At 64.8% G+C, this 26,297-nt stretch carries 23 protein-coding genes; 8 read left to right on the top strand and 15 right to left on the bottom strand.

Translation table 11 applies throughout. The annotated features are described in order from the left end of the window. Positions 1-88 precede the first annotated feature (88 nt). Genes AC0L3X_RS07815 through AC0L3X_RS07785 form a run of 7 tightly spaced genes read right to left on the bottom strand, consistent with a single transcriptional unit; the run spans position 89 to position 8,004 of the window. Complete coding sequence (locus AC0L3X_RS07815; RefSeq protein WP_063981372.1) at positions 89-907, bottom strand: alpha/beta fold hydrolase; 819 nt, start codon at positions 905-907, stop codon at positions 89-91. Further along, positions 907-1,695, bottom strand: coding sequence for an SDR family NAD(P)-dependent oxidoreductase (locus AC0L3X_RS07810; RefSeq protein ID WP_063981371.1), 789 nt, complete (start codon positions 1,693-1,695; stop codon positions 907-909). Before AC0L3X_RS07810 ends, AC0L3X_RS07815 begins: the two co-directional genes overlap by 1 nt. Positions 1,696-1,712: 17 nt before the next feature. After that, positions 1,713-2,684, bottom strand: a complete 972-nt coding sequence (locus tag AC0L3X_RS07805; protein ID WP_063981370.1) for a Bug family tripartite tricarboxylate transporter substrate binding protein — start codon at positions 2,682-2,684, stop codon at positions 1,713-1,715. A 40-nt stretch (positions 2,685-2,724) separates the two neighbouring features. Continuing rightward, the gene (locus AC0L3X_RS07800) at positions 2,725-4,161 is read right to left on the bottom strand and encodes an MmgE/PrpD family protein (RefSeq protein WP_063981369.1); all 1,437 of its coding nucleotides are present in this window, start codon (positions 4,159-4,161) and stop codon (positions 2,725-2,727) included. A 17-nt stretch (positions 4,162-4,178) separates the two neighbouring features. Further along, entirely contained in the window at positions 4,179-5,633 is a 1,455-nt protein-coding gene (locus tag AC0L3X_RS07795; RefSeq protein ID WP_063981368.1) for an MmgE/PrpD family protein, read from the bottom strand. After that, on the bottom strand, positions 5,623-6,657 hold the full coding sequence (locus tag AC0L3X_RS07790; RefSeq protein ID WP_063981367.1) for a PdxA family dehydrogenase: 1,035 nt from the start codon (positions 6,655-6,657) through the stop codon (positions 5,623-5,625). The genes AC0L3X_RS07795 and AC0L3X_RS07790 overlap by 11 nt, the downstream gene beginning before the upstream one ends. Before the next feature lie 18 nt (positions 6,658-6,675). Next, a complete protein-coding gene (locus AC0L3X_RS07785) occupies positions 6,676-8,004 on the bottom strand; it encodes a cation:dicarboxylate symporter family transporter (protein ID WP_473316347.1) in 1,329 nt (442 codons plus the stop codon). Positions 8,005-8,140: 136 nt separating this feature from the next. Here AC0L3X_RS07785 and AC0L3X_RS07780 point away from each other — a divergent pair, with 136 nt between their 5' ends. Both AC0L3X_RS07780 and AC0L3X_RS07775 read left to right on the top strand, forming a co-directional pair. Continuing rightward, positions 8,141-9,109 (top strand): LysR family transcriptional regulator, encoded by a 969-nt coding sequence (locus tag AC0L3X_RS07780; RefSeq protein ID WP_063981365.1) that lies wholly within the window; start codon positions 8,141-8,143, stop codon positions 9,107-9,109. Further along, positions 9,106-10,644, top strand: a complete 1,539-nt coding sequence (locus AC0L3X_RS07775; RefSeq protein ID WP_063981364.1) for a glycosyl hydrolase family 79 N-terminal domain-containing protein — start codon at positions 9,106-9,108, stop codon at positions 10,642-10,644. Before AC0L3X_RS07780 ends, AC0L3X_RS07775 begins: the two co-directional genes overlap by 4 nt. 6 nt (positions 10,645-10,650) lie before the next feature. On the opposite strand, the gene AC0L3X_RS07770 is transcribed toward AC0L3X_RS07775, so the two are convergent. Beyond that, entirely contained in the window at positions 10,651-11,952 is a 1,302-nt protein-coding gene (locus tag AC0L3X_RS07770) for an MFS transporter (protein WP_063981363.1), read from the bottom strand. 371 nt (positions 11,953-12,323) lie between these two features. Here AC0L3X_RS07770 and AC0L3X_RS07765 point away from each other — a divergent pair, with 371 nt between their 5' ends. Genes AC0L3X_RS07765 through AC0L3X_RS07755 form a run of 3 tightly spaced genes read left to right on the top strand, consistent with a single transcriptional unit; the run spans position 12,324 to position 16,093 of the window. After that, the gene (locus AC0L3X_RS07765; RefSeq protein ID WP_135214840.1) at positions 12,324-13,538 is read left to right on the top strand and encodes an ABC transporter substrate-binding protein; all 1,215 of its coding nucleotides are present in this window, start codon (positions 12,324-12,326) and stop codon (positions 13,536-13,538) included. A gap of 7 nt (positions 13,539-13,545) precedes the next feature. Continuing rightward, positions 13,546-15,279, top strand: coding sequence for an FAD-dependent oxidoreductase (locus AC0L3X_RS07760; RefSeq protein WP_473316346.1), 1,734 nt, complete (start codon positions 13,546-13,548; stop codon positions 15,277-15,279). A gap of 19 nt (positions 15,280-15,298) precedes the next feature. Continuing rightward, entirely contained in the window at positions 15,299-16,093 is a 795-nt protein-coding gene (locus AC0L3X_RS07755) for an IclR family transcriptional regulator (protein WP_063981360.1), read from the top strand. Between the two features lie 6 nt (positions 16,094-16,099). On the opposite strand, the gene AC0L3X_RS07750 is transcribed toward AC0L3X_RS07755, so the two are convergent. Together AC0L3X_RS07750 and AC0L3X_RS07745 are read right to left on the bottom strand one after the other, a co-directional pair. Beyond that, positions 16,100-18,250: an ADP-ribosylglycohydrolase family protein gene (locus AC0L3X_RS07750; RefSeq protein ID WP_063981359.1), complete on the bottom strand. Its 2,151-nt coding sequence runs from the start codon at positions 18,248-18,250 to the stop codon at positions 16,100-16,102. Between the two features lie 36 nt (positions 18,251-18,286). Next, positions 18,287-19,342, bottom strand: a complete 1,056-nt coding sequence (locus AC0L3X_RS07745) for a LacI family DNA-binding transcriptional regulator (RefSeq protein WP_063981358.1) — start codon at positions 19,340-19,342, stop codon at positions 18,287-18,289. 77 nt (positions 19,343-19,419) lie between these two features. Between AC0L3X_RS07745 and AC0L3X_RS07740 the strand changes: the two genes are divergently transcribed. Genes AC0L3X_RS07740 through AC0L3X_RS07730 form a run of 3 tightly spaced genes read left to right on the top strand, consistent with a single transcriptional unit; the run spans position 19,420 to position 22,439 of the window. Beyond that, positions 19,420-20,760: an ABC transporter substrate-binding protein gene (locus tag AC0L3X_RS07740; RefSeq protein WP_063981357.1), complete on the top strand. Its 1,341-nt coding sequence runs from the start codon at positions 19,420-19,422 to the stop codon at positions 20,758-20,760. 6 nt (positions 20,761-20,766) lie between these two features. Then, entirely contained in the window at positions 20,767-21,615 is an 849-nt protein-coding gene (locus AC0L3X_RS07735) for a carbohydrate ABC transporter permease (RefSeq protein WP_063981356.1), read from the top strand. Further along, positions 21,612-22,439, top strand: a complete 828-nt coding sequence (locus AC0L3X_RS07730; protein WP_081369148.1) for a carbohydrate ABC transporter permease — start codon at positions 21,612-21,614, stop codon at positions 22,437-22,439. The genes AC0L3X_RS07735 and AC0L3X_RS07730 overlap by 4 nt, the downstream gene beginning before the upstream one ends. A 4-nt stretch (positions 22,440-22,443) precedes the next feature. On the opposite strand, the gene AC0L3X_RS07725 is transcribed toward AC0L3X_RS07730, so the two are convergent. The 5 genes from AC0L3X_RS07725 to AC0L3X_RS07705 form a co-directional block, all read right to left on the bottom strand. Next, positions 22,444-23,223 (bottom strand): SDR family NAD(P)-dependent oxidoreductase, encoded by a 780-nt coding sequence (locus AC0L3X_RS07725; protein ID WP_063981355.1) that lies wholly within the window; start codon positions 23,221-23,223, stop codon positions 22,444-22,446. Between the two features lie 57 nt (positions 23,224-23,280). Beyond that, entirely contained in the window at positions 23,281-23,871 is a 591-nt protein-coding gene (locus AC0L3X_RS07720; protein WP_063981354.1) for a thiamine pyrophosphate-dependent enzyme, read from the bottom strand. Further along, the gene (locus tag AC0L3X_RS07715; protein ID WP_063981353.1) at positions 23,871-24,413 is read right to left on the bottom strand and encodes a thiamine pyrophosphate-binding protein; all 543 of its coding nucleotides are present in this window, start codon (positions 24,411-24,413) and stop codon (positions 23,871-23,873) included. The genes AC0L3X_RS07720 and AC0L3X_RS07715 overlap by 1 nt, the downstream gene beginning before the upstream one ends. A 326-nt stretch (positions 24,414-24,739) precedes the next feature. Continuing rightward, on the bottom strand, positions 24,740-25,444 hold the full coding sequence (locus AC0L3X_RS07710; protein ID WP_245328552.1) for a GntR family transcriptional regulator: 705 nt from the start codon (positions 25,442-25,444) through the stop codon (positions 24,740-24,742). Positions 25,445-25,552: 108 nt separating this feature from the next. After that, a complete protein-coding gene (locus AC0L3X_RS07705) occupies positions 25,553-26,296 on the bottom strand; it encodes an aspartate/glutamate racemase family protein (protein ID WP_014492734.1) in 744 nt (247 codons plus the stop codon). Position 26,297 lies beyond the last annotated feature (1 nt).

Genomic DNA, 26,297 nt, shown 5'->3' with positions numbered 1-26,297 from the left:
GGCTTCACTCCCTGATATTTGCCGTTTCTTGTCGAACGGTAGTCTTAGAGCCAAATGCAGGGCGGGCCAATGGCCCGCCCTGTGCATCTTAAGTCGCGACGCGATCGAAGAACGCGCGAACTTTTTGCGCGCAGACGTCCGGGTCAGTCGCGGCGACGTGATAGGAATCGCCCGGCAGCACTTCCAGCTTCGAGCCCAGAATCGTTTCCTGCCATGCCTTCACGGAGGCGACGTCGCCAAGACCGGAGCCGGTCGTGGTGATCACCAGCGTCGGACGCTTGATGGACGGAAGTTCGCCGGTGACGTCGACCGTCGGCACCATCTGTAGGAATGCCTCCAGCGTCGAAGCCTTGGTCTTCGACATCAGCTTGATCCACCAGTCCAGCGCCGGCGGCGGCAGCGAGGAGCCGAGGCGGCCGGCCGTGGTCTCGCGCACCCAGGGCTCGACGCCCTGCTCGCGGATCTGCTTGCGCCAGGTCGGCGCCCGCTCGTTGAACGAGGTGAGCGAGGCCGGCGCACCGACCGCGGCGACTGCGATCACGCGATCCGGGTGTTTTGCGGTCAGGTGCATCGCCAGCGTGCCGCCGATCTTGCCGCCAACCAGGAAAACGCGATCGAGCTTCAGCACGTCCAGCATCCGGATGATGTCGTCGCCAAGGCCTGCGAAGCGGTAAACGTAGTCGCCCTGCATCGGTGTCGAATCGCCATAGCCGCGCAGGTCAGGCCGCACCACCAGATGATGCGTGGCGAAATACGGCACCCAGCGCCGGAACGCCTCGCCGCTCTCGGCGAGCCCGTGCAGCATCACGACCGGCGGTTTGACGTCCCATGGCAGCAGATAATCGTCGATGCGAACCGCAAGCTCGCAATCCTCGCTGACACCGATCTTCCGCAGTTCGCTAGCCATTAGATACACCTCGTTCCACCGCCATCGACATTGATGCAGGTACCAGTAATGAAGGACGCGCGGTCTGAACAGAGGAACGCGACGATGCCGGACACCTCGTGCGGCTGCCCGACGCGGCCGAGCGGAACCGAGGCGATCGCCGCAGCATTGGTCGCGCCCTGATCCTGGCCCGAGATCGCCGCACCTTGAGAGATGAGGCTGTCCCAGCGGTCGGTCTGCACCGGTCCGGGATTGACGCCGGTGACCAGCACATTGTCCGGCGCGCATTCCTCGGCGAGCGCCAGCGTGAAGTTCAGCAGCGCGGCATTGACCGCGCCGCCCGCCATATAGGCCGCGCGCGGCTGGTGGCCGCTGCGGCCGATGATGTTGATGACGCGGCCCCAGCGGCGGTCGCGCATTTCCGGCAGGACATTGCGCGCACAGCGCATGTAGCCAAGCAGCTTCAGCTCGATCGACTTGGCCCAGGTCGCATCCGGCGTCTCCGCGATCCGGCCCATCGGCGAGGCGCCGGCGTTGTTGACGAGGATATCGATGCGGCCGAAGGCCTCGCGCGCGGTGGTCATTGCACGGGCGATGTCGTCAGGCTTGGTCATGTCGCCGGCACAGGCAATCACGCGCCGGCCGGTGTCCCGCGACATCTCTTGCGCCGCCGCCGCAAGCCGCTCGGCGTCGCGCGCGACGATGACGACATGCGCCTGCTCGCGCGCGAGTTCGGCGGCAATGGCACGACCGATGCCGACGCTGCCGCCGGTCACGACGGCAACCTTGCCGCCCAGGTTCAGATCCATGACGCTACCCTAACTCGCTAATCGACCGTGGCGCCGGAGGCCTTGACGAGCTTGCCCCATTTTGCGGTTTCTTCCGTCATGAACTGACCGAATGTGTCGCCGAAAACGGTGCCGGGCTCGGCCCCGAGTTCAGCGAGCCGCTTCTTGACATCCGGCATCTTCAGAATGGTCTCGAGCTCGCCGCTCAGCTTGGCGAGCGCGGGCGCAGGCGTCTTGGCCGGCGCCACCAGTCCGAACCAGGACGAAGCCTCGAAGCCGGGAATGGTGTCGGCCACGGTCGGCACGTCGGGCAGTGCTTCCGCACGCTTGGTACCGGCAACCGCGATCGCATTGATGGCCTTGCCCTGCACCTGCGGCAGCACCGCGGGCATGTTGTCGAACATGAAGGGGATCTGGCCCGCGAGCAGGTCGTTCATCGCCGGCGCCGCGCCACGATAGGGCACGTGGACGATGTCGACGCCGGCCATGCTCTTGAGCAATTCGCCCGCCAAATGATTCGTCGAGCCGATGCCGGACGAGCCGAAATTCAGCGAGCCCGGCTTGGCCTTGGCCAGCGCGATCAGTTCGCCGACGTTCTTCGCCTGCACCGACGGATTGACAACCAGCACGATCGGCACCGAGGCGATCAGCGCCACCGGCGCAAAGGCTTTTGCAGGATCGAACGGCAGCTTCTTGTAGAGCGAGCCGTTGATCGTCAGCGGAGGCGGCGCGGTCAGCAGCAAGGTGTAGCCGTCGGGCTCTGCGCTCGCGACCGTCTCGGCACCGATATTGCCACCGGCGCCGCCGCGGTTCTCAACGAGGAAGGTCTGGCCGTTCCGCTCAGTCAGCTTCTGCGCGACGATGCGGGCGATGATGTCGTTGGACCCGCCGGCCGGGAACGGCACGATGATCTTGACGGGTCGGGAGGGATAATCCTGCGCTACCGCGAAGCCGGAGAACAGAACGGCCGCACAGGCGGCCACAAAGGTGCGTCGCATAACCCCGCGCATGGGCACTTCCTTGATGTTTGTCTTGTTGTTGATTGATTCATCACGCCGTCAGCAATGGCCTCAACTTGCCGACGTCGTCAAGCCGTTCGAGATGACCAATCTGGTCGATCAGCTTCTCGGCCCTGTCACTGCCCAATACCGGTGCAATCAGATCCCGCGTCTTGGCCGCCACGGCTTCCGTACTCAGCGGATTCTCCTTGGTGCCCGGCGGATATTTCGTGAAGTGCTCGACCTTCTTGCCATCGGTCAATGTCACTTCGACGACAGCGCCGCGCGGCGCTACCGGGTCCATCAGTGCCTTGTCGTCGGCCAGCGTCACCTTGGCGCGCTGTTCGAGGATCTTGGGGTCGTGCATCAGCGCGACGTCGTGACTGTCGTTGAACGACACGGCGCCCTTGACCAGCGCGACAGCCACGAGATGCTGGCAGTTGACGTCTGGCATCGCGCTCTCGCCCACAATTCCCATCGCATCGGTCGGCAGCTTGACCAGGATGCTACGCACGTTGTCTGGCGCGAGGCTGTGCTGCTTGCGCAGCGTCAACATCGCATCCAGCGGCGACTGGATGGGATAGCCGACCGAAAATGTCTTGATTGCGGTCTCCGTGACGTAGAAGCGACTGCCAAGCTCTTTCACCATCTCTTCCGGCTTCGGATCGCTCGACAGTGCAATGAAGAGATTATGCGTGCCGTCGAGCACGTCGTCGACGCCTGTTAAGCCATTCTTCACCATGTCGACGGCCATCACGCCGTTGCGTGCGCCCATGCCGGCGAAGTCGAAGGCCTTCTCGATATGGTCCTTGTCCTTGACCCAGCTCCAGAGGCCGGACACCTGCTGCGACGAATAGGAGATCGCGTAGCGCGTCCCCTTCTCGTCGAGCTGAGCCAGCGATGCGGCGGCGCCGAGCGCGCCAAATGTCGACGACGTTCCCTCCGCGCTCCGATGCGAGCCGCGCACGAGATCCGGGCCCAGCGCCATCAGCAGCCGGCAGGTCAGGTCGTAGCCGAGCGTAACGGCGCGAATGAAATCCTGTCCGCTGCGATGCTCGCGCTCGCCAATCGCGAGTGCAGCCGGCACGACCGAACACCCAGGATGCGCCTTGGTGACGGGCTCGAAATCGTCGGTCTCGTCGGCATGCGCACACATCGCGTTGGCCAATGCCGCGTTGACCGCCGTGGTGCGGAAATCGGAACCGATCACGGATGCCTGCTCATCACCGCCGAGCGTGCGAATATATTTCAATGCCATCTCGCCCGGCCGCATGCGTGAGCCCGACACCATCGCACCGAGCGTATCGAGAATGCGATGCTTGCATTCGAGCAGCACCTGCTCCGGCAGCTCCTGGTCGCGCGCGGCGACCATGTAGCGGGCGAGACGCTCGGTGACACCTGGGCTCGCCGCGAGAGCCGCACGACCGCCGGTCGCGGCCAAGGCGGCAACCGAACCGGCGGACTGCAGGAAACGGCGGCGTGACGGCATGCTGTTCTCCTCCGCGGTCAGGTTGCGACCGACATCCTTGCGATCTCCGCCGCGTTCGGCAAGTTCTCGACATTCCAGCAGGCGTCCATCACGCGCCGGATCGTCGCACCAGGGATGATACCCTCGGCAAGGTCCGAGAACTTGGTTTCGAGCTGCTTGTCGGTCATCGGCACCTCGACGCTGCCGATCGCATGCTCGATGTAGCGGTTGAGCTTGCGGCCGTCCTTCAGCATGATGGTGAGATCGACCTGCTCCGGCTTGATGCCTGATGTTATGACCGGGTTCACCTTGCCGCGCAGCGCGACGACGGTCGGATCGGTCACGGCCCGGTCGCTGAACTGCTTCTCGCCGCCGGCGCCCTCGACGATGGCGACCGCGACCGCGTGATAGATGCTGAACTTGCCTTCGAGGCCCGCCTTCGGCGTCTTCTTGCCGGTGAGCTCCAGCACCAGCGGATGGACCTTGAGGTCGACGCGCTCGATCTGGTCCGCAGTCACCTTGCTCTCGTTGCGGAGCTGGATCGCGGCGTCGATCGCCGGGTGCATGACGATGCCGCAGGCGAATGGCTTGTAGGTATTGAGCGCGGCCTCATAGCGTTTGCCGAGGTCGCCCAGGATCTCGTTGTAGTCCTGCTTGGTGCTGATCGTGTTGGCCCACCCGCGCTTGGCCTCGATCATGGCGTCGGACGAGGTAAAATTCTTCGAGGCCAGGATCGCCGCAAAAATGCCGCTTGATGCGGCACGGCCTGGATTGAAGCTCTTGTTCATCGAGCCGAAGGACTCGCGCAGGCCCACCGGCTGCGAGGCGGCAAGGCCGAGCGCCCATGTCATCTGCTGCTCGTTCAGCTTCAACAGCTTGCCGACGGCCGCGGCCGAGCCGAACACACCGGCGGTGCCGGTGATGTGCCAGCCGACATCGTAGTGGTTCGGATAGACCGAGTTGCCGATCCGGCACTCGGTCTCGACGCCGAGCACCAGCGCGTTCAGGAATTCCTTGCCCGATACCGGCTGCATTTCCGACAGCGCGAGAATGGCCGAGGCCACGGGACCGGCAGGATGGATGATCGTCTTCAGGTGGGTGTCGTCATAGTCGAAGATATGGCTCGACACACCGTTGATGAAGGCCGCGTTCATGATGTCGAACCGCTCGCGCCGCCCGAACAGCGAGGCCTGCTGCGGCCCGGAGAACGGACCGAGCGCGGAGACCGCGATATCGACCGTCTCGTGATGCGATCCGCCAATGGCGACGCCGACCCAGTTCAGCAGCGTGCGCACGCCTTCCTTGCGTACATTGGCCGGCAGGTCGTCATAACTCGCGGTCACGAGATAATGCGCCAGCGCACGCGTCACCTCCTTGGGTGGCGCTGCTGCGGGAGCTGCGGTGGGTGCCTGCGCGAATGCCGCGTTGGCGCCGACAGTTGCGAGCGGCAGCGCGGCCGCCGCCTGGAGCAGGGTCCTGCGATCAGTTTGCATGGGCAGCCTCCTTGACCTTGATCGATACCAGTTGCGCTGCAAGGCGGACCGCGCTTTCGAGCGCGCCGGTCTTGGCGACGCCCGTGCCGACGATGTCGAACGCGGTGCCATGCGATGGCGTGGTGAAGACGGTCTCGAGACCCGCGGTGACGGTGACGCCGCGGTTGAAGCCGCGCAGCTTGGTCGCGATCTGGCCCTGGTCGTGATACATCGCGACTACGCTGTCGAATTCGCCGGCGAAGGCGCGGATATAGACGGTGTCGGCGGGATAAGGCCCGGTGCAGGCGATGCCGGTCTTCGCGGCGGCCTCGACCGTCGGGCGGATCATCTCGATCTCGTCGCGGCCGAACAGGCCATTCTCGCCGGCATGCGGATTGAGGGCGGCGACCGCGATGCGCGGCTTGGCGACGCCGGCCTTGCGCATCATGCGGTCGACCAGTTCGATCGAGTCGGTGATGCTCGCCGGATTGATGCCGTCGAGCGCCTCGCGCAGCGACTGATGCCCGGTCACGCGCGACATCCATTGCCCGTCGAGCACGTTCATCTCGGAGAAATAGGTCTTATGCCCGAGCAGGCTTGCGAACATCTTGTGCTCGTCGGGGAACTTCCATCCGCCGTCGAACATCGCGCGCTTGTTGAGCGGCGCAAACGTGATCGCGTCGACCTCGCCCGCCTTGGCGAAATCGATCGCACGCGACAGCGTCTCGCCGGTCAGCCGGCCCGATTCCGCGCTGGCCTTGCCGATCGGGAATTTGCCGGGATCGGTGTTGCCGAGGTCGACGAGCTGCACGGCGCCGCGGCCCCAGTTGGCCGCCTTGGGCGAGGCAATCCGCTCGACCTTCAGCTTCACGCCGGCATGCGCCATGCCCATCTCGAGCACGCGGGCATCGCCGACGACGACGAGACGGGCCGCATCCGCGAGCCGGTCATCGGACAGAATGCGCGCGACCTGTTCGGGGCCGATGCCAGTGCAATCGCCGGGGGTGAGCGCGATGACGGGCAGTTCTTTGGTGCTGGTAGCCATGATAGAAACCTTGAGTCCTTACTTCACTTCTTGGATTTGATCGGCGGACTGAGCCCAGTCCTCGCGGTTGAATTCCCCATCCCATTTCGCGACCACGACGGCGGCGACGGCATTGCCGATGGTGTTGGTGATGGCGCGCGCCAGCGACATGAAGCGGTCGATGCCGAGCAGCAGCGCCAGTCCCTCCGCCGGCAACCCCGCGGCGATCACCGTCGCGGCGAGTGCGGCGAAAGCGCCGCCGGTAACGCCCGCGGCGCCTTTGCTGGTGAACAGCATCACCACGAACAGGCTCAATTGCTGGCCGGCCGACAATTCGATGCCGTAGACCTGGGCGACGAACATCGTGGAGAGCGGCAGCGTCAGCGCGACACCATCGAGATTGAAGGAATAGCCGGAGGGAATGACGAGGCCAGCGACTGCCCGCCCCACACCCGCCCTCGGCAGCTTCTCCATCATGCCGGGGATGGCAGTCTCCGACGAGGAGGTGCCGAGCACGACGAGCAGCTCGTTGCGCAAGAGGCGCAACAGGTCCATCAGGCGGATACCGGCGAGACGGCAGATCACGTTGAGAATGACGAAGATGAAGAACGCCATCATCGCCCAGGCGGTGCCGACCAATAGCGCCAGCGCATAGAGCGTGGCGGCGCCGAACTTCGCCACGGTGAAAGCCATGGCACCAAAGGCGCCGATCGGCGCCAAGGCCACCACGACATGCACGACGCTGAAGACGAGTTCGGTGATCCGCTCAAGGCCCGTCCGCAGCGGCGCTGCCTTTTCGCCGAGCAGCAGCAAGCCGATACCGCACAGAAGCGCGAGCACGAGAACCTGGAGCACGTCGCCGGCCGCGAACGCGCCGACAAAACTCTCCGGGATCATGTGCTGGATGTAGGCTGACAACGACCCGACATGGGCCTGCGAATAGCGCGCGACGGTCTCCGCCTGCTGCGCCGTGGCATGCGCCACGCCCGCGCCGGGCTGCACCCAGCGCACCACCACAAAACTGATCAACAGGCAGACGGTCGTCACCGCCTCGAAATAGGCAAAGGCCTTGAGGCCGATGCGGCCCACCGCCTTCATGTCGCCGACCTGCGCGATGCCGGTGACCACCACCAGGAAGATCAGCGGCGCGATCGTCATCTTGATCAGCGAGATGAAGGCATCGCCGAGCGGCTTGAATTCGACGGCGACGGTCGGAAGCAGGAATCCGAACAGTGCGCCGAGCGCGGCGCCGGCGACGACGAGGACATATTGCTCGCGCCAGAGCGGCTTGCGGCGGCGTTCGGAAACCGGGCGCGACATCGGCTCAGTCGATATGGGCTCAGACAGCGGCGTTGCGGCGATCTGCAATTTGCTTCCTCCAACGGCATCGTCGCGCCATGCGAAGGTGGCGCTTTGTTCTTGTCTTGCGATGCCGTTTACATTGGACCAGCGGCGTGTCAGGCGCTAATGCCGTATCGGTATGATTTGAGGACAAAACCGCATCATGGACCTGGTCTGGCTGGAGGATTTCCTTGCCATCGCTGAGGAAGGCGGGTTCTCGCGCGCCGCCCAGCGACGGCATGTGACCCAGCCGGCGCTGAGCCGCCGCATCAGGTCGCTCGAGGAGTGGCTGGGCACGCCGCTGTTCGAACGTTCGACCCACACGATCACGCTGACGCCGGCCGGCGAGAGTTTTCGCCCCGTCGCGGAGGACGTGCTGCGCCGGGTCCTGGTCGGACGCGAGGAAGCGCTCGAAGTGGCGCGGCTGAAGGCCGAGACCATCACCTTTGCCGCCACGCATTCACTGTCGCAGACCTTCTTTCCGGAATGGATTCGCAACTCCGACAGCGCGCGGGCCGACTCGGCCGTGCAGCTCGTCGCTTCGAATTTCGCCGGCTGCGAGAAGCTACTTCTGGACGCGCAGGCGCATTTCATGCTGGCGCACTACCATCCGACGCTGGTGAGCCGGCTCGACATGGACCGCTTCCAGCGCGTCGATCTCGCGACCGACGTGCTGATCCCGATCAGCGCGCCGGCTGCAAAACCGGGCCGCGGTGGACGCAGCAGCAAAAAGGCACAGCCTCGTTACGCGCTGCCCGGCGCATCGGGCGCGCCGCTGCCCTATCTCGCCTATCACCCCGGCTCGGGCGTGGGGCGGCTCGTCACCTCGTTCCTGGCCGCGAAGGATTCGACGGCGTGGTTAGCGCCCGGCTTCGCCGCGCCGGTCATGCTGCTGGTCGACATGGCGCGCGAAGGGCGCGGCGTGACGTGGGCTCCGATGAGCCTCGTCCGCGCCGATCTCGACAGCGGCCGCCTGTTGCGCGCCGGCGGTGCGGATTGGGACATTCCGATCAGCGTCTCGCTGTTCCGCACGCGGGCCCGCATGACCCGGGCGGCCGAGAATTTCTGGAATTCGGTGCGCAAGGGCCGGCCGGGAGGGAAATCCATCGCCGCTGCGCCGCGGACCAGATGACCGTGTCGCGGATCAAGTCGGCCTTCGGGCTGCTTCGGCCGCAGATGCTGCTGATGAGCCTGCTCGCTGCCACAACGTTAGACGCGGCGCACGCCGGCGGCGCCTCCATCGCACCCGCCGAGCTGAAGGCGATCGGGACGATCGATGCGCGCTTTCAATCCTACAATATCGAAATGGTGGAGGTGACCGGCGGCCGGTTCTGGAAACCTTATCCGCAAACAATGCGCACGCTCGATGAGCGGGATCGTTACGGCGAGAGGCCGCCGATCAATCTTGCCAATGCGCGGCTGCGCAAGCTCGCCGCCGCTTTGGCGCCGGCCTATCTGCGCGTGAGCGGCACCTGGGCCAATGCGACGTTCTTTGCCGACACGAACCATGCGCCGGCCAAGCCCCCGCCGGGATTCAATGACGTGCTCAGCCGCAACCGATGGCGCGACGTCATCGACTTTGCGCGCGCAGTCGACGCGGAGATCGTCACGTCCTTCGCGATCAGTCCGGGCAGCCGCGATGCGGATGGCGCGTGGAAGACCGATCAGGCGCAGCGCCTGATCGACACGACGCGTTCGCTGGGTGGCCACATCGCGGCGGTGGAATTCATGAACGAGCCGACGCTTGCGGCGACGAACGGCGCGCCGCCGGGATATGATGCGGCCGCCTATGGCCGGGACTTCAGGATCTTTCGCGAATGGATGCAACGCGCGGCGCCCGAGACGCTGATCGTCGGTCCGGGTTCAACCGGCGACGCGCCGTCGCCATCCGGGTCGGGCATCACCACGCGCGATCTGCTCGCCGCATCCGCCCCCGGCATCGATCGCTTCTCCTATCATCACTACAACACGCTCTCGCCGCGCTGCGGCGGCCGCGACGATCCGGCGCAGACGCTCTCCTCGGACTGGCTGGCACGCACCGACGCGACGTTCGCGACCTACCGCGCCCTGCGCGACGCATTCGAGCCGGGCAAGCCGATCTGGCTGACGGAGACGGCAAACGCCGCCTGCGGCGGCAATCCATCGGACAAGACGTTTCTCGACACCTTTCGCTATCTCGACCAGCACGGACGCCTCGCAAGGGCCGGCGTCCAGGTGGTGATGCACAACACGCTGGCTGCCAGCGACTACGGCCTGCTCGACGAGGGAACGTTTCGTCCGCGGCCGAACTACTGGGCTGCGCTGCTCTGGCATCGGCTGATGGGAACGATCGTGCTCGACGCGAACCCGGTCGCCGCGCCAGATCTCCATCTCTACGCGCATTGCCATCCGGGCATGCGGGGCGCCGTGTCCGTGCTCGCAATCAACGCATCGCGGCATGCATCATCGACCCTGACGCTGTCACACCCCGCCGAGCGTTACACGATACATGCGAGGCGGCTGCAAGACGCGACAGTTCAGCTGAACGGCAAGACGCTCGCGCTGAGTGCCGACGACGAACTGCCCCGACTTGAGCCGCGCGCAACACCTGCGGGAGCGATCCGGCTGGTGCCGGCGACCGTCACCTTCCTGGCGTTTCCGGACGCAGCAAACCCCGCCTGCCGGTGACCGCGCCTACGACTTCAGCGCGTCGCGCGCCGTCTCCGGCGCCATCAGCGTCGCGATGATCGTGATGACCGACAGCGCGATGATGTAGACCGACACCGGCCAGTAGGCGCCGGCCCATGCGAGGAGCGCGGTCGCAATCAGCGGCGAGAAGCCGCCGCTGAGCGCGGCCGCGACGTTGGCGCCGAGCGATGCGCCGCTGTAGCGCACCTGGGTGCGGAACAGTTCCGGCATGAACGCCGCCTTCGGCCCGAACAGCAGCGCGTGCGTCAGCGTCATCGTGACGACGAGCGCGAACGTGATCAGCGCCGGCTCCCTGGTGTCGAGGAACCAGAACAGCGGAAACGCCAGCGCCACCGAGAACACCCCGCCGGCGAGATACAGCGCCCTGCGGCCGAAGATATCGGAGAGCCAGCCGGCGAGCGGCAGCGTCGCGAACTCGACGAGCGCGGCATAGACCACCGCGTTCAGGATCACCTGGCGAGGCAGGCCGAGTTTCGTCGTCGCGTAGACCACGGTGAAGACGGTGAGGAGATAGGCGAGCCCGACCTCCGACACCGTGATGCCGATCGCGAGCAGAAAACTGCGCCAGTCGCGGCGCAGCACCTCCAGCACCGGCTGCGCCAGCACTTCCTTGCGCTCGACGACTTCCTTGAAATGCGGCGTTTCCGCGAGCTTGAGCCGCACGATGAAGCCGACGCCGACGAGCAGGATGCTGATCAGGAACGGCACGCGCCAGCCCCAACTCAAAAAGTCGGCCTCGGGCAGTTGCGTCATCAGGGCGAAGATACCGGTCGAAGCGGCGACGCCGACCGGAAAGCCGATCTGCACCAGACTGCCGTAGAAGCCGCGCCGATCACCGGCGTGCTCGATCACCATCACGACCGCGCCGCTCCATTCGCCCCCGAGCCCAATGCCCTGGACGAAGCGCAGGATGATGAGCAGGATCGGCGCCCAGACGCCGATCTGGCTGTAAGTCGGCAGGCAGCCGATCAGGAAGGTGCCGAGCCCCATCGCGATCATGGTCGCGACCAGCATGGTCTTGCGGCCGAGCCGGTCGCCGTAATGCCCGATGATCGCGCCGCCGATCGGACGCGCCACGAAGCCGACCGCATAGGTCGAGAACGCCACCAGCGTTCCGACGAAGGGATCGAAGCTCGGAAAGAACAGCTTGTTGAAGACCAGCGCAGCTGCCGTGCCGTAGATCAGGAAATCGTACCACTCGATCGCGGTGCCGAGCGCGCTTGCCCACACCACATGCGCCGTCGTCGATCTCTCCGCGGCCGCGGAGACCCCCGTTGCTGCCGTCATGCCCTGCCCCAAAGATTCCTGACGGCATCATGGCCAATCGCGATGGCGGTTGCAACCTGCGGAGGTGTGATCTCTGTGCGAGATTACGATGCGAGATTTTTGCGCGTCGCTGCTCCCGCACTCCGTCATTGCGAGGAGCTCTTGCGACGAAGCAATCCAGGCTGCCTCCGCGGAGAAAGTCTGGATTGCTTCGCTGCGCTCGCAATGACGGGTGTGGCGGCAGTTGCGCGCACGCCTCCGGCAATGTCTCCCGGGCGACCATGGAACTCATCGCCCCCATTATTCGCCATTGACAAACTCATTCGCCAATATCTAATTTACCCCCCACAATAACCAGCCGCGCCAAGCGGCCAATAAGAGAGGGATCGACGATGAGAGGGCTTTTGGCCTGCACCTTGCTCGCGGCCATGACTTCGGCTGCCATGACCACGGCGGCGCGCGCGCAAGTCTCCGACGACGCGGTGCGGATCGGCGTGCTGACGGATCTGTCGAGCTGGGGCCGTGACAACAGCGGGCCGGGGTCGGTCGAGGCGGCCAAGATGGCGGTCGAGGAGTTCGGGCCGACCGTGCTCGGCAAGCCGATCGAGATCATCAGCGCCGACCACCAGATGAAGACCGATGTCGGTGTGCAGATCGTGCGCGGCTGGTTCGACAACGGCAAGGTCGACGCCGTCGTCGACATCCCCAACTCCGGCATCGCGATCGCCGTGCACAACATGGTGCGCGAACGCAACAAGATCGCGCTGCTCTCCGGCCCCGGGGCGAGCTCACTGACCGACGAGCTGTGCAGCCCGAACACCGTGCACTTCACCTACGATACCTACGCGCTGTCCAAGGTGACGGCCTCCGCCGTGATCAAGGAAGGCGGCAAGTCCTGGTACTTCATCACCGCGGACTATGCCTTCGGCCAGCAGCTCGAAAAGGACGCCACGCGGTTCATCAACGAGATGGGCGGCAAGGTGCTGGGCGGCGTGAAGCATCCGACCAACACAGCCGACTTCTCCTCCTTTGCGCTCCAGGCGCAGAGTTCGAAGGCCGACGTGGTGGCGTTCGCCAATGCCGGCCAGGACACCGACAACGCCATCAAGCAGTCCGGCGAGTTCGGCCTGGTGCAGGGCGGCCAGAAGCTGGTCGGTCTCCTGATGTTCGACACCGACGTGCATGCGGTCGGCCTGAAGGCCGCGCAGGGCACCTACATGACAACGGCGTCCTACTGGAACATGGACGAGGCGACCCGCGCCTGGTCGAAGAAATTCTACGAGCGCACCAAGGTGATGCCGACCATGATCCAGACCGGCGTCTACGGTTCGGTGCTGCATTATCTGAAGGGCATCAAGGCCGCCGGCACCGACGATCCCGCCAAGGTGATGGCCAAGATGCGCGAGCTGCCGATCGAGGATACCTTCGTCCATGGCGGCAAATTGCGCGAGGACGGCCGCGTGATCCGCGACATGTATCTCGCCAAGGTGAAATCGCCCGAGCAGTCCAAGGAGCCGTGGGACTATCTGGAGATCGTCAAGACCGTGAAGGGCGAGGACGCCTTCCGCCCGGTCTCCGAATCCAAATGTCCGCTGCTGAAGAAATGAGGCCCGCATGACCGGCAACGAGCGCAACGCAATTGAGACTTACGAGTGCGATGTGCTCGTGGCCGGATCGGGGGCCTCCGGCATGTCGGCCGCGATCACCGCGGGTTATCGCGGCCTCGACGTGCTGATCGTCGAGAAGGAGCCGCGCTTCGGCGGCACCACCGCCCGCTCCGGCGGCTGGCTCTGGATCCCCGGTACGTCGCTGGCGAAGGCCTACGGCATCGAGGAGGCGCCGGAGCAGGCCCGCACGTACTTGCGCCATGAGGCCGGCAACAACTTCGATGCCGCGCGGGTCGATGCATTCCTGAGTGCGGGTCCGGAGGCGGTCGATTTCTTCACCACCAAGACCGCGCTGCGCTTCGACATGCCGCTGGTGTTTCCCGACTATCACGCCGAAGCGCCGGGCGGCGCGCAGGGCGGCCGCTCCATGGTGACGCGCCCGTTCGACGGCCGCGAGCTCGGTAACCAGATCAAGACGCTGGGTATGCCGCTTCCCGAGCTGACCGTGTTCGGCATGATGCTCGGCTCCGGCAAGGAGATCATCCATTTCATGCGGGTGACGAAGTCGCTGACCTCGGCGGTATACGTCGCCAAGCGCCTGTCACGGCACCTGATGGACGTGCTGCGCTATGGCCGCGGCATGACCTTGACCAACGGCAACGCGCTGGCCGGTCGCCTCGCGAAATCCGCACAGGATCTGAAGATTCCGATGTGGCTGTCCTCGCCGGTGCGCGAGCTGACGGTCGAGAACGGCGCGGTCACGGGTGCCATTGTGACTCGCGAAGGACGCGAGATCCGCATTCGCGCGCGCCAAGGCGTCGTTCTCGCTTGCGGCGGCTTCCCCCATGACGTCGCCCGGCGCAAAAAAATGTTTCCGCATGCGCCGACCGGCAACGAGCACTATTCGCCGGGCCCCACCGGCAACACCGGCGACGGCCTGCGCCTTGCAGAAAGCGCCGGCGGTCACGTCGAGGATCGTCTGCCGAACGCGGCGGCCTGGGTGCCGGTGTCGGTGACCAAACGCAAGGATGGTTCGAGCGGCGTGATGCCGCATTTCATCGACCGCGCCAAACCCGGCGTGATCGCGGTGATGCGGGACGGCAAGCGCTTTGCCAATGAGGGCAATTCCTATCACGACTTCGTCCAGGCCATGATCAAGGCCGCCAAGCCCGGCGAGGAGATCGCCGCATATCTCGTCTGCGATCACCCGACGCTGCGCAAATACGGCCTCGGCTGCGTGCCGCCGTTCCCGATGCCGCTCGGTCATCACCTCGATACCGGCTATCTCATGCGCGGCGACACGCTGGAGGCGCTCGCGGCAAAGGCCGGCATCGATGCGACGGCGTTCACCGAGACGGTCAGGCGGTTCAACGCGACTGCGCCGCAAGGGCACGACGCCGCCTTCGGCAAAGGTTCAAAAGCCTATAACCGCTACCAGGGCGACGCCATGCACGGCCCCAATCCCTGCATCGCGCCGATCGAGAATGGCCCGTTCTACGCCATCAAGATGGTGGTCGGCGATCTCGGCACCTATGCCGGCATCGTCACCGACGAGAACGCGCGGGCGCTCGATGCCGAGGGACGGGTGATTCCCGGACTCTATGCCGCCGGCAACGACATGGCGAGCATCATGGGCGGCAACTATCCGGGCGCCGGCATCACGCTTGGGCCGGCGCTGACCTTCGGCTACATTGCCGGCCGTCATCTCGCCGACAGCGCCGCCAAGCGCAACGCGGCGTAAGCCACGCGCCAGGAGACGCATGAAGAGAGAAAGCCGCGGCATCCAGTCGATCGAGGTCGGCGGAGAATTGCTTCGTGCGCTCGCGAGATGCGGCGAACCGATGATGCTGCGCGATCTCGCGCGCGAGGCCGGCATGACGCCGGCCAAGGCGCATCCCTATCTCGCCAGCTTCTCCCGCATCGGGCTGATCGAGCAGGACGAGACCACCGGCCGCTACGAGATCGGCGCGCTGGCGCTGGAGCTCGGCCTGATCAGCCTGCGCCGGCTCTCCGGCGTGCGGATCGCGCGTCCGAAGATCGCAGCGCTCGCAAGTCAGATCGGACATGCGGTCTCGCTGGCGGTCTGGGGCACGCACGGTCCGACCGTGGTGCAGCTGGAGGAGCCCGGTCAGCCCGTTCACATCGTGATGCGCGCCGGCTCGGTGATGGCGCTATTGGAAACGGCTACAGGCCGGGCGTTCGCTGCCTTCCTGCCGGAGAAGACGATCAACGCTGCGCTCGAAAGCGGCCTCGACCGCCACGGCGTCGGGTACAATCCGAAGCGCGCCGTGAAGGGCGCGAAGGTCGCCGAGATGCTCACGGAGGTCCGAAAACACGGACTCGCCCGCGCGCTCGGCGATCCCCTTCCCGGCGTCAACGCATTCTCGGCGCCGGTGTTCGACCATTCCGGCCATGTCGCGCTGGTGATCACCGCGATGGGGCCGGAAGGCACGTTTGATGCGCGCTGGGACAGCCCGATCGCCCATGCCCTGCGCGACTGCGCCGGCGGGATCTCGAAGCGGCTCGGCTACGGGATGACCATCGCGGCGGAGTGAGGCCTGTTAGGCCGGCGACACGCGCACCTCCTCCGCGGAGATCGATCCGCTGTCGACGACGAGCGCGACGGCGCCGCTGGTCAATGGGAGATCGCCCGTGTCCTGAACGCTGAAGAGTTTTTTACCATCGACATGGGCTTCGATGTCGGTTCCGGCCACGCGCAGCTCAATCCGATATCTCCGGTCGAGCTGCCAGTCGAAGCGTTCGCTGGCGAGCACAAGTTCGTCATGCACGCGCTTGACCAAACGGACGCGGCCGCCCTCGGCACGGTCGAACATCAGCGCGTAATAGCGCTCGCGTCCCTGCACCCGCGCCGCGAGGCCCCAGGCGTTCGCCAGCAGCGGCATGATCTCGGACGTTACGCGATAATCCTTCCAGTCGCGCGTACCTTGCGCGATGAAGCCGAGCCCGTCGCCATTGGTAACGCGCAGGCCCTCCCAGCGGGTCTGGAACTGGCTGACATTGTTGACCCAGGCGTGCTTCCACATCGTGCTCAGATTGTTGTCCGGCCGCTTCAGCACGGTGTCAGGCGCGCCACCCCAGGTCAGATAGTCGAGATAGAGCGTGCCATCGACGCCGAGCGGATCGCGCGTTTCGATCTCCACCCCGATCTCGAAGATCGGATAGGCATGGGTCTCCGGCACCTCCCAGCTCAGCACGGCGTGACAGCCGCCGGTCAGCTCATGCGCATCGCCGTAGATCTGGATCAGCTCATCGTGCTCGTCATAGATGCTGGAAAACAGTCGCACCGCCACGGTGCCGCTATCCGCTTCCGATTCAATCCGGCACTCCACCCGTTGCCCCGAATACAGCGTCGGACAGGCCACAAGCTGGTAGGTCGGCATCGTAAACACCTCCTTGTCGAAGAAGGTGGGGCTCGCAACGCGTGCCACGCGTCCGGGCGCCAGACGGCGGAAGTCGATCGCCAGACTCCGCTCCCCAGTGCGGCTGTGGCCGGCGACATTGCTGAGCTCGACCTCGTGGAGCCGTGCGGGCGAGCCGCCCTTCACGTGGAAGCCCTGCAGGCTGCCCGGAAAGTTGAAGTTGAAGCGCGCGCCGTCCTTGGCGACCGCCAGCGCCGGCGCACCGGCGAGCGCAAGCCCGGCCGCGACCAGCGACTGCGTCTCGATCACGGCGTCGGAGATCGCAGCGCCACCATCGGCCGTCGAGATGTACATGCGGTCGGCGATGGGGGTGCGGAAGTCCGGCCCGGCGTCGAGGCCGGCAAGTCCGGTGCGGATGCCGAACAGGCAGCCGACATTGCCGGCATTGCAATCGGTATCCCAGCCGGCCGTGTTGGCGATGCGCATCGCCTCCTGAAAGCTGTTCCCGCCGTAGAGCGTCGCCAGAATGATCAGCGCGTGGTTGGGCACGACATGGCAATTGCCGAGGAATTTGTCGTAGCCGTAACGTTCGGCGATCAGCGCACGGGTCCGTTCCCAGTCGTCGCCGTTGTCGCCGGCGTGCCATTCCCGGACGTCGTTGACGACGCGCCGGATCAGCGCGTCCTTCGGCACGAAGCCGAGCCCGACATCGATCAGCTTCTGCACGTCGTGCTCGACGAAGGCCAGCGCCTCCATCGCCGCGAGCAGTTTTGCGGCATGCACGGATTCACCATCATGGCTCACGCGCCCGGCCTGCTCGGCCAGATAAGCGGCCTGCTCGGGATTACCCGGGCTCACCATCGCCCAGCCGTCGATGAAGATTTGCGCACCGATCTGCTCGGCTACGGTCGTGCCGTTCAGCGCGATCGAGCCGCTCTGCGGCGCCGGGATACCGGACTTCAGCCGCAGATAGGCGGTGTGCTCGGTGGAATTGCCGATGCCACCCCACCATAGGATGGCGCGCTCCTCGACGATGTAGTTCAGCCAGGCTTGCCCGATCTGCTTCGAGGTGAGACGCTTCGGATAGCCATTGTCGGCAAGCGCGCGGGGAAACGCAAAAGTGCCGGAGACGTCGTCGTCGGTAACGACGAGATGATGGGATCGCAACGCGACGTCACGACGCTCGTTGACATAGTAGTTGATCGGCCCGAGCTCCTTCATGATGCGCTCATAGGTCCAGCCCTCGAAGGGCCGGCCGAGGTAGACACCGATGAGCTTGCCAAGCACGCCGGCATAGACCCGCTCCACGTAGTCATGAGGAATAGCTGTCACGAGTTCACTCCCATATCCAATTTCTTGGCTCGCGGGTCAGACCGACGAGCGCTTCATGATCTCGAATTTCAATTCATGGCTCCGGCCCGGCGCCGCGAGCCCGCCCGGTTGCAACCGCTTGACCAGCGTCTCCGCCGCAAGCGCGCCGAGGTCGAACTCCGGTTGCCGCACCGTGGTGAGCCCGAGCAGCTTTGCGACCGGGATATCGTCGAAGCCAGCGATTGCAATGTCGCTGGGGATCGAGAGCCCGGAAGCACGCGCCGCCTCCATCGCACCGAGCGCCAGCACGTCGCTCGCGCCGAACACGGCGGTCGGGCGATCGCCCTTTCTTTCGAGCAGCCGCTTCATCGCACGCGCGCCGGATTCCTCGGAATAGGCGCTGTCGGTAATGAAATCAGGCGCAAGTCCCGCTTCCCGCATCACCGCGCCGTAACCCTGCGCGCGCCGCTGGCTCGGGCCGAACTCGGCCTGGATCATCGCGATGCGCCGGTGCCCGCGCGCGATCAGAAGCCGCGTCATTTCCGCGGCCGCTTCGGCATTGTCGATATAGACGCTGTCGATCGCGAGCGGTCCGTCCGGCTTGTGCTGGCTCTCCAGCCGCACCAGCGGGATGCCCTTACGCGCGAGCACGGCGAGCTGGGGCGCCCGCAGATGAAAGAACGTTGCGACGACGCCATCGGCCCGTCCCTGGAGGAGCCAGTCGATGGCGCGGGCCTCGCCTTCCGGCCGCCCGTCGGTGTCGAAGATCAGGACGTCATAGCCAGCCGGCGCCGCGACCGTCTGCAATCCCCGGACGAGGCCTGGATAGAACGGATTGGTGATATCTGGAATGACACAGGCAAACGTCATGGTCCGCGCGCTGCGCAGCATCCGCGCCGGATGGTTCGGCTGGTAACCCAGCTCCTGTGCGACCTGAAGAATGCGCGTGCGCGTCGCAGGCGGAACGGACGGCGTCTCCGTCTTATTCAGGACAAGCGACACCGCGGCCTGCGAAACACCGGCCGCGAGCGCGATATCCTTCTGCGTGGGGCGGGCTGGCGCCTGCTTGTCGCGCCCCTTCCCCCGCTTCGTCCTCGTTGTTGACGTCGCCATTTGGCTTAGTTATACGTATTACTAAGGGAAAATCAACAATCACCGCCAATGACCTGAGGAAACCGAGGTTCATCGCCATGACCATGACCCGACGCCAGCTTGTTGCCGCCATCCCCGCTGCCGCGCTTGCCGTTAGCTTGCCGCGCGACGTTCGCGCCGAGGACGGGCGCAAGGTCGTGACGTTCTGGTTCGGCCAGGCGAATTCGGACGGCCAGGCCGCGCTGCGCAACGATTTGGTCGAGGCGTTCAACGCCTCGCAGGACAAATATCTGCTCCAGCTCGAGGTGAAGGGCGCCGCCGTAAACAACCTCCTGAAGGTCGCACTCGTCGCCGGTAACGGCCCGGACATCGTGCAGACAGCGGGTCCCGCCTATCTCACCGCGATCGCGAATGCCGGCCAGGTGCTGCCGCTCGACGATTTCGCCGAGAAGTACAAGTGGAAGGATCGCTTCCTGGCGCCGCTGCTCAACACCAGCGTCTACGGCGGCAAGCTCTACGCGCTGCCGCGCGACTACGAGTCGATGCACCTGTTCTATAACAAAGAGCTGTTCAAGCAGAACGGCTGGAAGCAGCCGACCAACCGGCAGGAGATGGAAGCGATCGCAGACGCAGCGCTCGCCAAAGGCATCATCCCCTTCGGCGCCGGCAATGCCGACTGGAAGGGCGTGAACGAGTGGCTGATGACGGTGTTCTTCAACAACGTCGCTGGCCCCGACAACGTGCGCAAGGCACTTGCCGGCGAACTGCCCTGGACCGCGCCGCCGTTCGTCGAGGCGGTCGAACTGTCAAAGGCGTGGTACAACAAGGGCTATTTCGGCAAGAACTATTTCTCGCTGACCATCGAGCAGAGCTTCCTCCAGGTCGTCAACGCCAAGGCGGCGATGGCGTTCAGCGGCACCTGGTCGTTCGGCACCAAATCCTACGGCATGTCGAAGCCCGATACCGTGATGGACGTCATGCCGACGCCGACCCTCGGCTCGGCCTTCACGGGATCACTGGTCCATCTCGCCTGCGGCGCGACGCTGTCGATCGCCAAGAACTCGCAGAATGCGGAAGGCGCAGCCGCGGTGTTCGAGTTCATGCTGACGCGCAAGTTCTACGAGACCATGAACCGCGACTGGCCCGGCAAATGGGCACTCCCGGTCAAGGACCTGCCGCCGGACATGCTCCAGGGCATCGGCTATCCCCTATTCGAGAAGACGATCGCGAATCTGCACGAAGCGTTCAGCAAGGGGCAGTACGGCTTCACCACCTGGACGTTCTGGCCCGGCGCCACCAACTCCTATCTGATCGAAGGCATCGAGCAGGTCTGGCTCAACAAGATCACGCCGGACGCTTACCTCACGCGGATGCAGACGCTCTTCAGCCAGGAAGCAAAGGAAGGCAAGGTGCCGCCGCTGCCGCCGCGGACGGCCTGACGCACGATGTGGCTCTTCGCGCTTCCAGCGCTCCTGATTAACGTCTGCATCATCCTGGTTCCCGCCGTGCTGACATTCACGGCGGCGTTCTTCATGTGGGACGGTGTCGGAAAGCCGGCGTGGGCGGGACTGACCAACTTCCAGAACATGTTCGCCGATCCCGTGTTCTGGTCGGCGCTGACAAATAACTTCATCTGGACGGCGATCTTCCTCACCGTGCCGGTCTGCCTCGCGCTCGTGATGGCAGCGGCGCTGCTGATGGCGCCGAAGGCGCGCATCGTGGTCCAGTCCATCATCTTCCTGCCGCGCATCATCGCTGTCGCAGTCACGGGCCGCATCTTTCAGGGCATGATCTTCAGCCCCGCGACCGGCGTCGTCGCCTGGTTGAACGAGCACGGCTTTTCGATCTCCGATCCCCTCGCCGATCCCGACCGCTCGCTCTATGCTGTCGCCGCGGTCGACATCTGGCACTGGTGGGGATTTCTCGCGGTCGTGTTCCTGTCGGCGATGCGGCAGATCAGCATCGACCAGATCGAAGCCGCGCGGCTCGACGGAGCCGGCTTCTTTGCTTTGTTCCGCTACGTTCTGATCCCGGGCATCCGCCCGACCCTGACCTTGATGCTGATTCTGACCGTGATCTGGTCGTTCCAGGTCTTCGAATTCATCTTCATTGTCACCCGCGGCGGCCCCGCCTATGGCAGCGAGGTGCTGGCAACATTTGCCTACCGCCACGCCTTCTTCGAAGGCGACGTCGGCCAGGCTGCAGCCGCCGCCTGCGTCATGAGCCTGTTCGGCCTGTGTGCCACCGCCGTCTATCTCTGGCTCCAGATCACCGACGACGCGCAATCGACATGATCGGGGATCGCTGGAGCAGGACATTCAGCCTCGGGCTGATCGGTATCGCATCGTTCAGCTCGCTGCTGCCGATCGTGCTCGCCGTGATGAACGCACTGAAGACGACGGTCGAGATCGGCAGCAATCCGCTCGCGCTGCCGACCCAGTTGCACTGGGAGAATTTTTCCTCCGCCTGGCGCAACGCCCAACTCGGCCCGAGCCTGCTGCACAGTGCCGAAGTCGCGATCCTGACCATTCTGATGGTGTGCGTCACCGCGACGCCCTGCGCCTATGTGCTGGCGCGGCAGAAGGGGAAATTCTGGCGCTTCATCACCTTTTACTTCATGGCCACGATCACCGTGCCCGTGCAGCTCTATCTCTACCCGCTCTACTTCATCTTCGCGAAGCTCGGGCTGGTCAATTCGATCCCCGCGGTGGCACTGATCTACACGGCGATGTTCTCGCCGTTTGCGATTTTCCTCTTGCGGACATACGCGCTCGCGATTCCCGTCGCGCTCGAGGAAGCAGCTCAAGTTGACGGCGCAAAGCCGTGGCAGACCTTCTGGTACGTGATCCTGCCGATGATGCGGCCCGGGCTGCTCACGGTCGCCATCATCGTCGGGCTGAACGCCTGGAACGAGTTCGTCATCGCCGTGACGTTCCTGCAGAACGACAGCAACGTCACCGCGATCGTGCGCTTCTACAATCTGACCGGCCAGTATTCGACCGACTGGGGCGAGATGCTGGCCGCAGCCGTCACCATCGTGCTGCCGATCGTTGCGATCTTCGTGCTGCTGCAGCGTCAGTTCATCGACGGCATGACGTCGGGCGCGGTGAAGTCTTGAAGCCCTACTTATCCTTCACCGGCACCGTGTAGTTCAGGATCAACCGCCCGCCATCCGGATAGATCGTCTGCCCGGTGATGTAAGACGCGTCATCACTCGCAAGGAACGCCACGACGGAAGCCACCTCGCTCGGCTCGCCGCCACGTCCGGCCGGCGTGCGTGACATCACCGTCTTGCGGGCATCCTCCGAGGTGTAGATGGAAGACGCCACCATGTCGGTCAAAATCGTGCCCGGCCCGACCGCGACGACGCGGATGTTGTGCGGGGCGAGCGCGACGGCGGCGACCGAGGTCAGCTGCTTCATACCGCCCTTGGAGATGGCGTAGGTCGCAAGCGTCGGGATCGCAAGCAGTGCGTTCACCGAGGACATGTTGATGATGACCCCGCCGCCGCCCTGCGCGATCATCTGCTTGGCCGCGGCCTGCACGCCGAAGAACGCGCCCTTCAGGTTGATGCCGATGATTTCGTCGAATTCCTCTTCCGAAATCTCCAGGATGTCGCGGTTGCGGGCGACGCCGGCATTGTTGACCATGATGTCGAGCCGGCCGAATTCCCTGACCGCGGTCGCGACCGCGCGATCGACGTCCGCACGCCGCGCGACGTGACATGGCACGGCATACAATTCCTTGGGCTTGCCCAGCTCGTTGACCGTCTTCTCGAGCTCATCCGTATCGACGTCCGAGATGACGACCTTGACGCCGTCGTCGAGGAACCGCTTTGCGCACGCCTTGCCGATGCCGCGCGCCGCGCCGGTGATGACGGCGACCTTGCCGGATAGTTTCATGGGTCTCACTCCAGGATAGCTGCTTGGGCAGCGAGCTATCCCGGAGAAGGCCCCGGTTCAAGCCGCCGCGAAGCCGAGATGAGCACGGAACCGGTTCTTGATAAAGACGGCATCGCGCGAGGGCAGCGAGCGCGGCGGATTTTCCGCCAGAACCTTGACGACAAAAAGCCGCGGGCCATCGGCCGGCTCGGCGATCTGCGCGGTGAGGCGTTGTACCTCCTCGAGCGTCCGCACGGTTCCGGTTGCGGCAAAGCCGCAGGCGGCGGCAATTGCCGTGAGATCGACGCCGCGGCCGGTGTGGCTCGCCTGCATGCCGGTCTCGCCAAAATGCTGATTGTCGATCACGACGATGTCGAGATTGCGCGGACGCGCGACGCCGATGGTGGCGATGCCGCCGAGACCCATCAACTGCTCGCCATCGCCCGTCAACGCAAGGACGCGCTTGCCCGGCTGCGCCTGCGCGAGCCCAAGCCCGATCAACGCGGCACCACCCATTGCGCCCCAGAGATAAAAATTGCCGTCGTGATCCCCCACGGAATGCAGGTCGTAGGTGGGCGAGCCGAGACCGGAGACGACCAGCGCGTCCTTGCGGTCTTTCAGGAGCGCGGCGACAGCGGCGCGACGATCGAGTTGAGCTTGCATCGGCATCACCACTTCTTCTTGCCGATCAGGCGCTGCCCGATCAGAACCGCGATCTGCTGATCGGACTCGTAGGCGAGCGATGCCGCCGATTCGACGGTCTCGACCAGATCTTCCGCCGTCTCCGCGCGCATCACCTTCAGGCCGATCGCCTCCAGCGAGGGCTGCGTCGCTCGGCTCATCGGCACCTGCCAGGGATTGAACTCGGCCCATTCACCGCGCATCGTCACCAGCATCAGCAGGGGAAAGCGGCCGATCGCCGACAGCGACAGCATGTTGATGCAATTGCCGACGCCGCTCGACTGCATCAGCAGCACGCTGCGCTGCCCGCCGAGCCAGGCGCCGGCGGCGATCGCAATACCCTCCTCCTCGGTCGTCAGCACGTTGGTGGTGACGTCGCGGTCGGCCGAGAACATGCGGATGAGCTGGCTATGGCCGGCATCGGGAACGTAGGACATTTGCCTGACGTCGGCGGCTTTGAGGATACGATAGAGCTCGGACGGCCAGTCGTCGCTGCTGCGCGTTTCAGGATTCGGTTGAGGGCTGTGCACCGCGAGGTCTCCGTGAAATTCGAGCGGACCCTAGCGAATAGTCCGCGCGAAAGCTCTGACCGTCTGGCACGATCAGGTATTGAAGGATTGTATAGCTGCCTTTTCCGTTGTCGCCTGGACCAGAGCACGATGCGCATGACTGCGCCCTCTCCCCTTGCGGGAGAGGGCATCACCGCAGGAAGATACAAACTCATTGGGGTGAGGGGTATCTCTCGGCGCATTCATATGCATCGATATGCGCGGAGAGATACCCCTCATCCGGCGCTTCGCGCCACCTTCTCCCACAAGGGGAGAAGGGAAGAGACACTGTCGCTTGGACTAGCGACTCAATTCGCCGCGGACCTTGCCGCAGCCGGCATGTAGATCTGCGCGTAGCCTTCCTTGATCGCCGAGGTGATGCGATCTAATCGGCGGTCGATGTGCTTCTCCAGCACCGAGACGCAGGCCTCTTCGTCGCGCGCCTTCAGTCCTTCGACGACCGCGCGGTGCTCGGCCTGGGTGTTGGAACGGTTGATGCTGTCCATGTCGATCCAGCGGACGAAGCGGATGCGGGCGTTGACGTTGCGGAGCACGCGCAGCATCTCGGCATTGTTCGACATCGCCATCAGCCGCTCGTGAAAGGTCTCGTCGAGCTCGACCAGCTCCACCGAGGAGCGCTCGCCGGGATCGGGACCGGTGGCTTCGAGGAATTTCAGCAGCGCGTCGATGTCCTCGTCCTTGGCGCGCTTGATGGCGAGGCGGACCGAGGCGACCTCGATCGACTTGCGCAGCTCGTAGAGATCGAAGATCTCGTGCGCGTCGAGCTCGCGGCAGAAAAAACCCTTGCCCGGCGTGAAGCGCAGGAAGCCTTCGGTGTTGAGACGGTTGAGCGCTTCGCGCAGCGGCGTGCGGCTGACGCCGAGGCGTTTTGCCAGCTCGCCCTCGTTGAGCCGTTCGCCCGGCTTGAACTCATAGCTCACGGCCATCGCCTTGAGCTGTTCATAGACGCGATCGACGATACTATCGGAAGCCAGTTCCACGTTGCTCTTCATAAGCTGCATTCATGCCCGAACACAGCCCAATATACCGGGGCTGTATGGACGATTGCAATCCAAACAGCTGCCTAGCACATCTTGTGCAGAGCTTTGCGACAGCCGGACTCAGGCAAACGCGCGCGGGCGCAGTCCAGCATGAAACCAGGTGATCATGGAATAGATGTCGTAGACCGGCAGTCCAACTTCGGCCTGCAGAGCTGCCGCATAAGGCGGCATGTTGGTGCATTCGAGCACGATGGCGCCGACATCCGGATTTTTCGCGACCAGCTCCTTGCCCGCCTCGACCACGTCACGCTCGGCCTGGGCCACATCCATGTCGTCCTTCTCGGCCTTGATCAGGACGCGAAAAAATTCCTTGCCGTGCTCGGTGCCGACCAGTGGCGTATCGAGCGGCACGCCGGCGCCTTCGAGATGGGCCGGCGTCAAGGTCGAGCCCGAGACCGTGACGAGGCCGACACGCTTGCCTGGGGGCAAGGTCGCCTGCACCCACGGCACCTGCATCAGCGACGAGGTCGCAACGGGAACGCCGACGGCGGCCGCGATCTCCTTCTGAAACAGCGAGAGGAAGCCGCAATTGGTGGTGATGGCTTCCGCGCCCAGCCGGACGAGGTCCTTCGCCGCATCGATGAAGTCAGGCAGCAGGCCGGCGGCGCCCTTCAGCACCACCTTCTCCGGCGACGCGCCGCTCACCACCCGATAGAGCACGGGGAACGGCCAGGTCGTGCCGTTGCCCATGTCGCCGGGAATGCGGGGAAAGCGCGCTTCCAGCATCAAGATGCCGAGCGGCGCGCCATAGATGGCCTTGCCGCCGCGGGCGATGCGAGAGGACGAGTTGGCTGGATAGGTCATG

This window comes from Bradyrhizobium sp. MI1.7 (assembly GCF_055811795.1).
The sequence above is the reverse complement of the archived record's forward strand: the minus strand, read 5'-3'. Positions and strand labels throughout refer to the sequence as shown.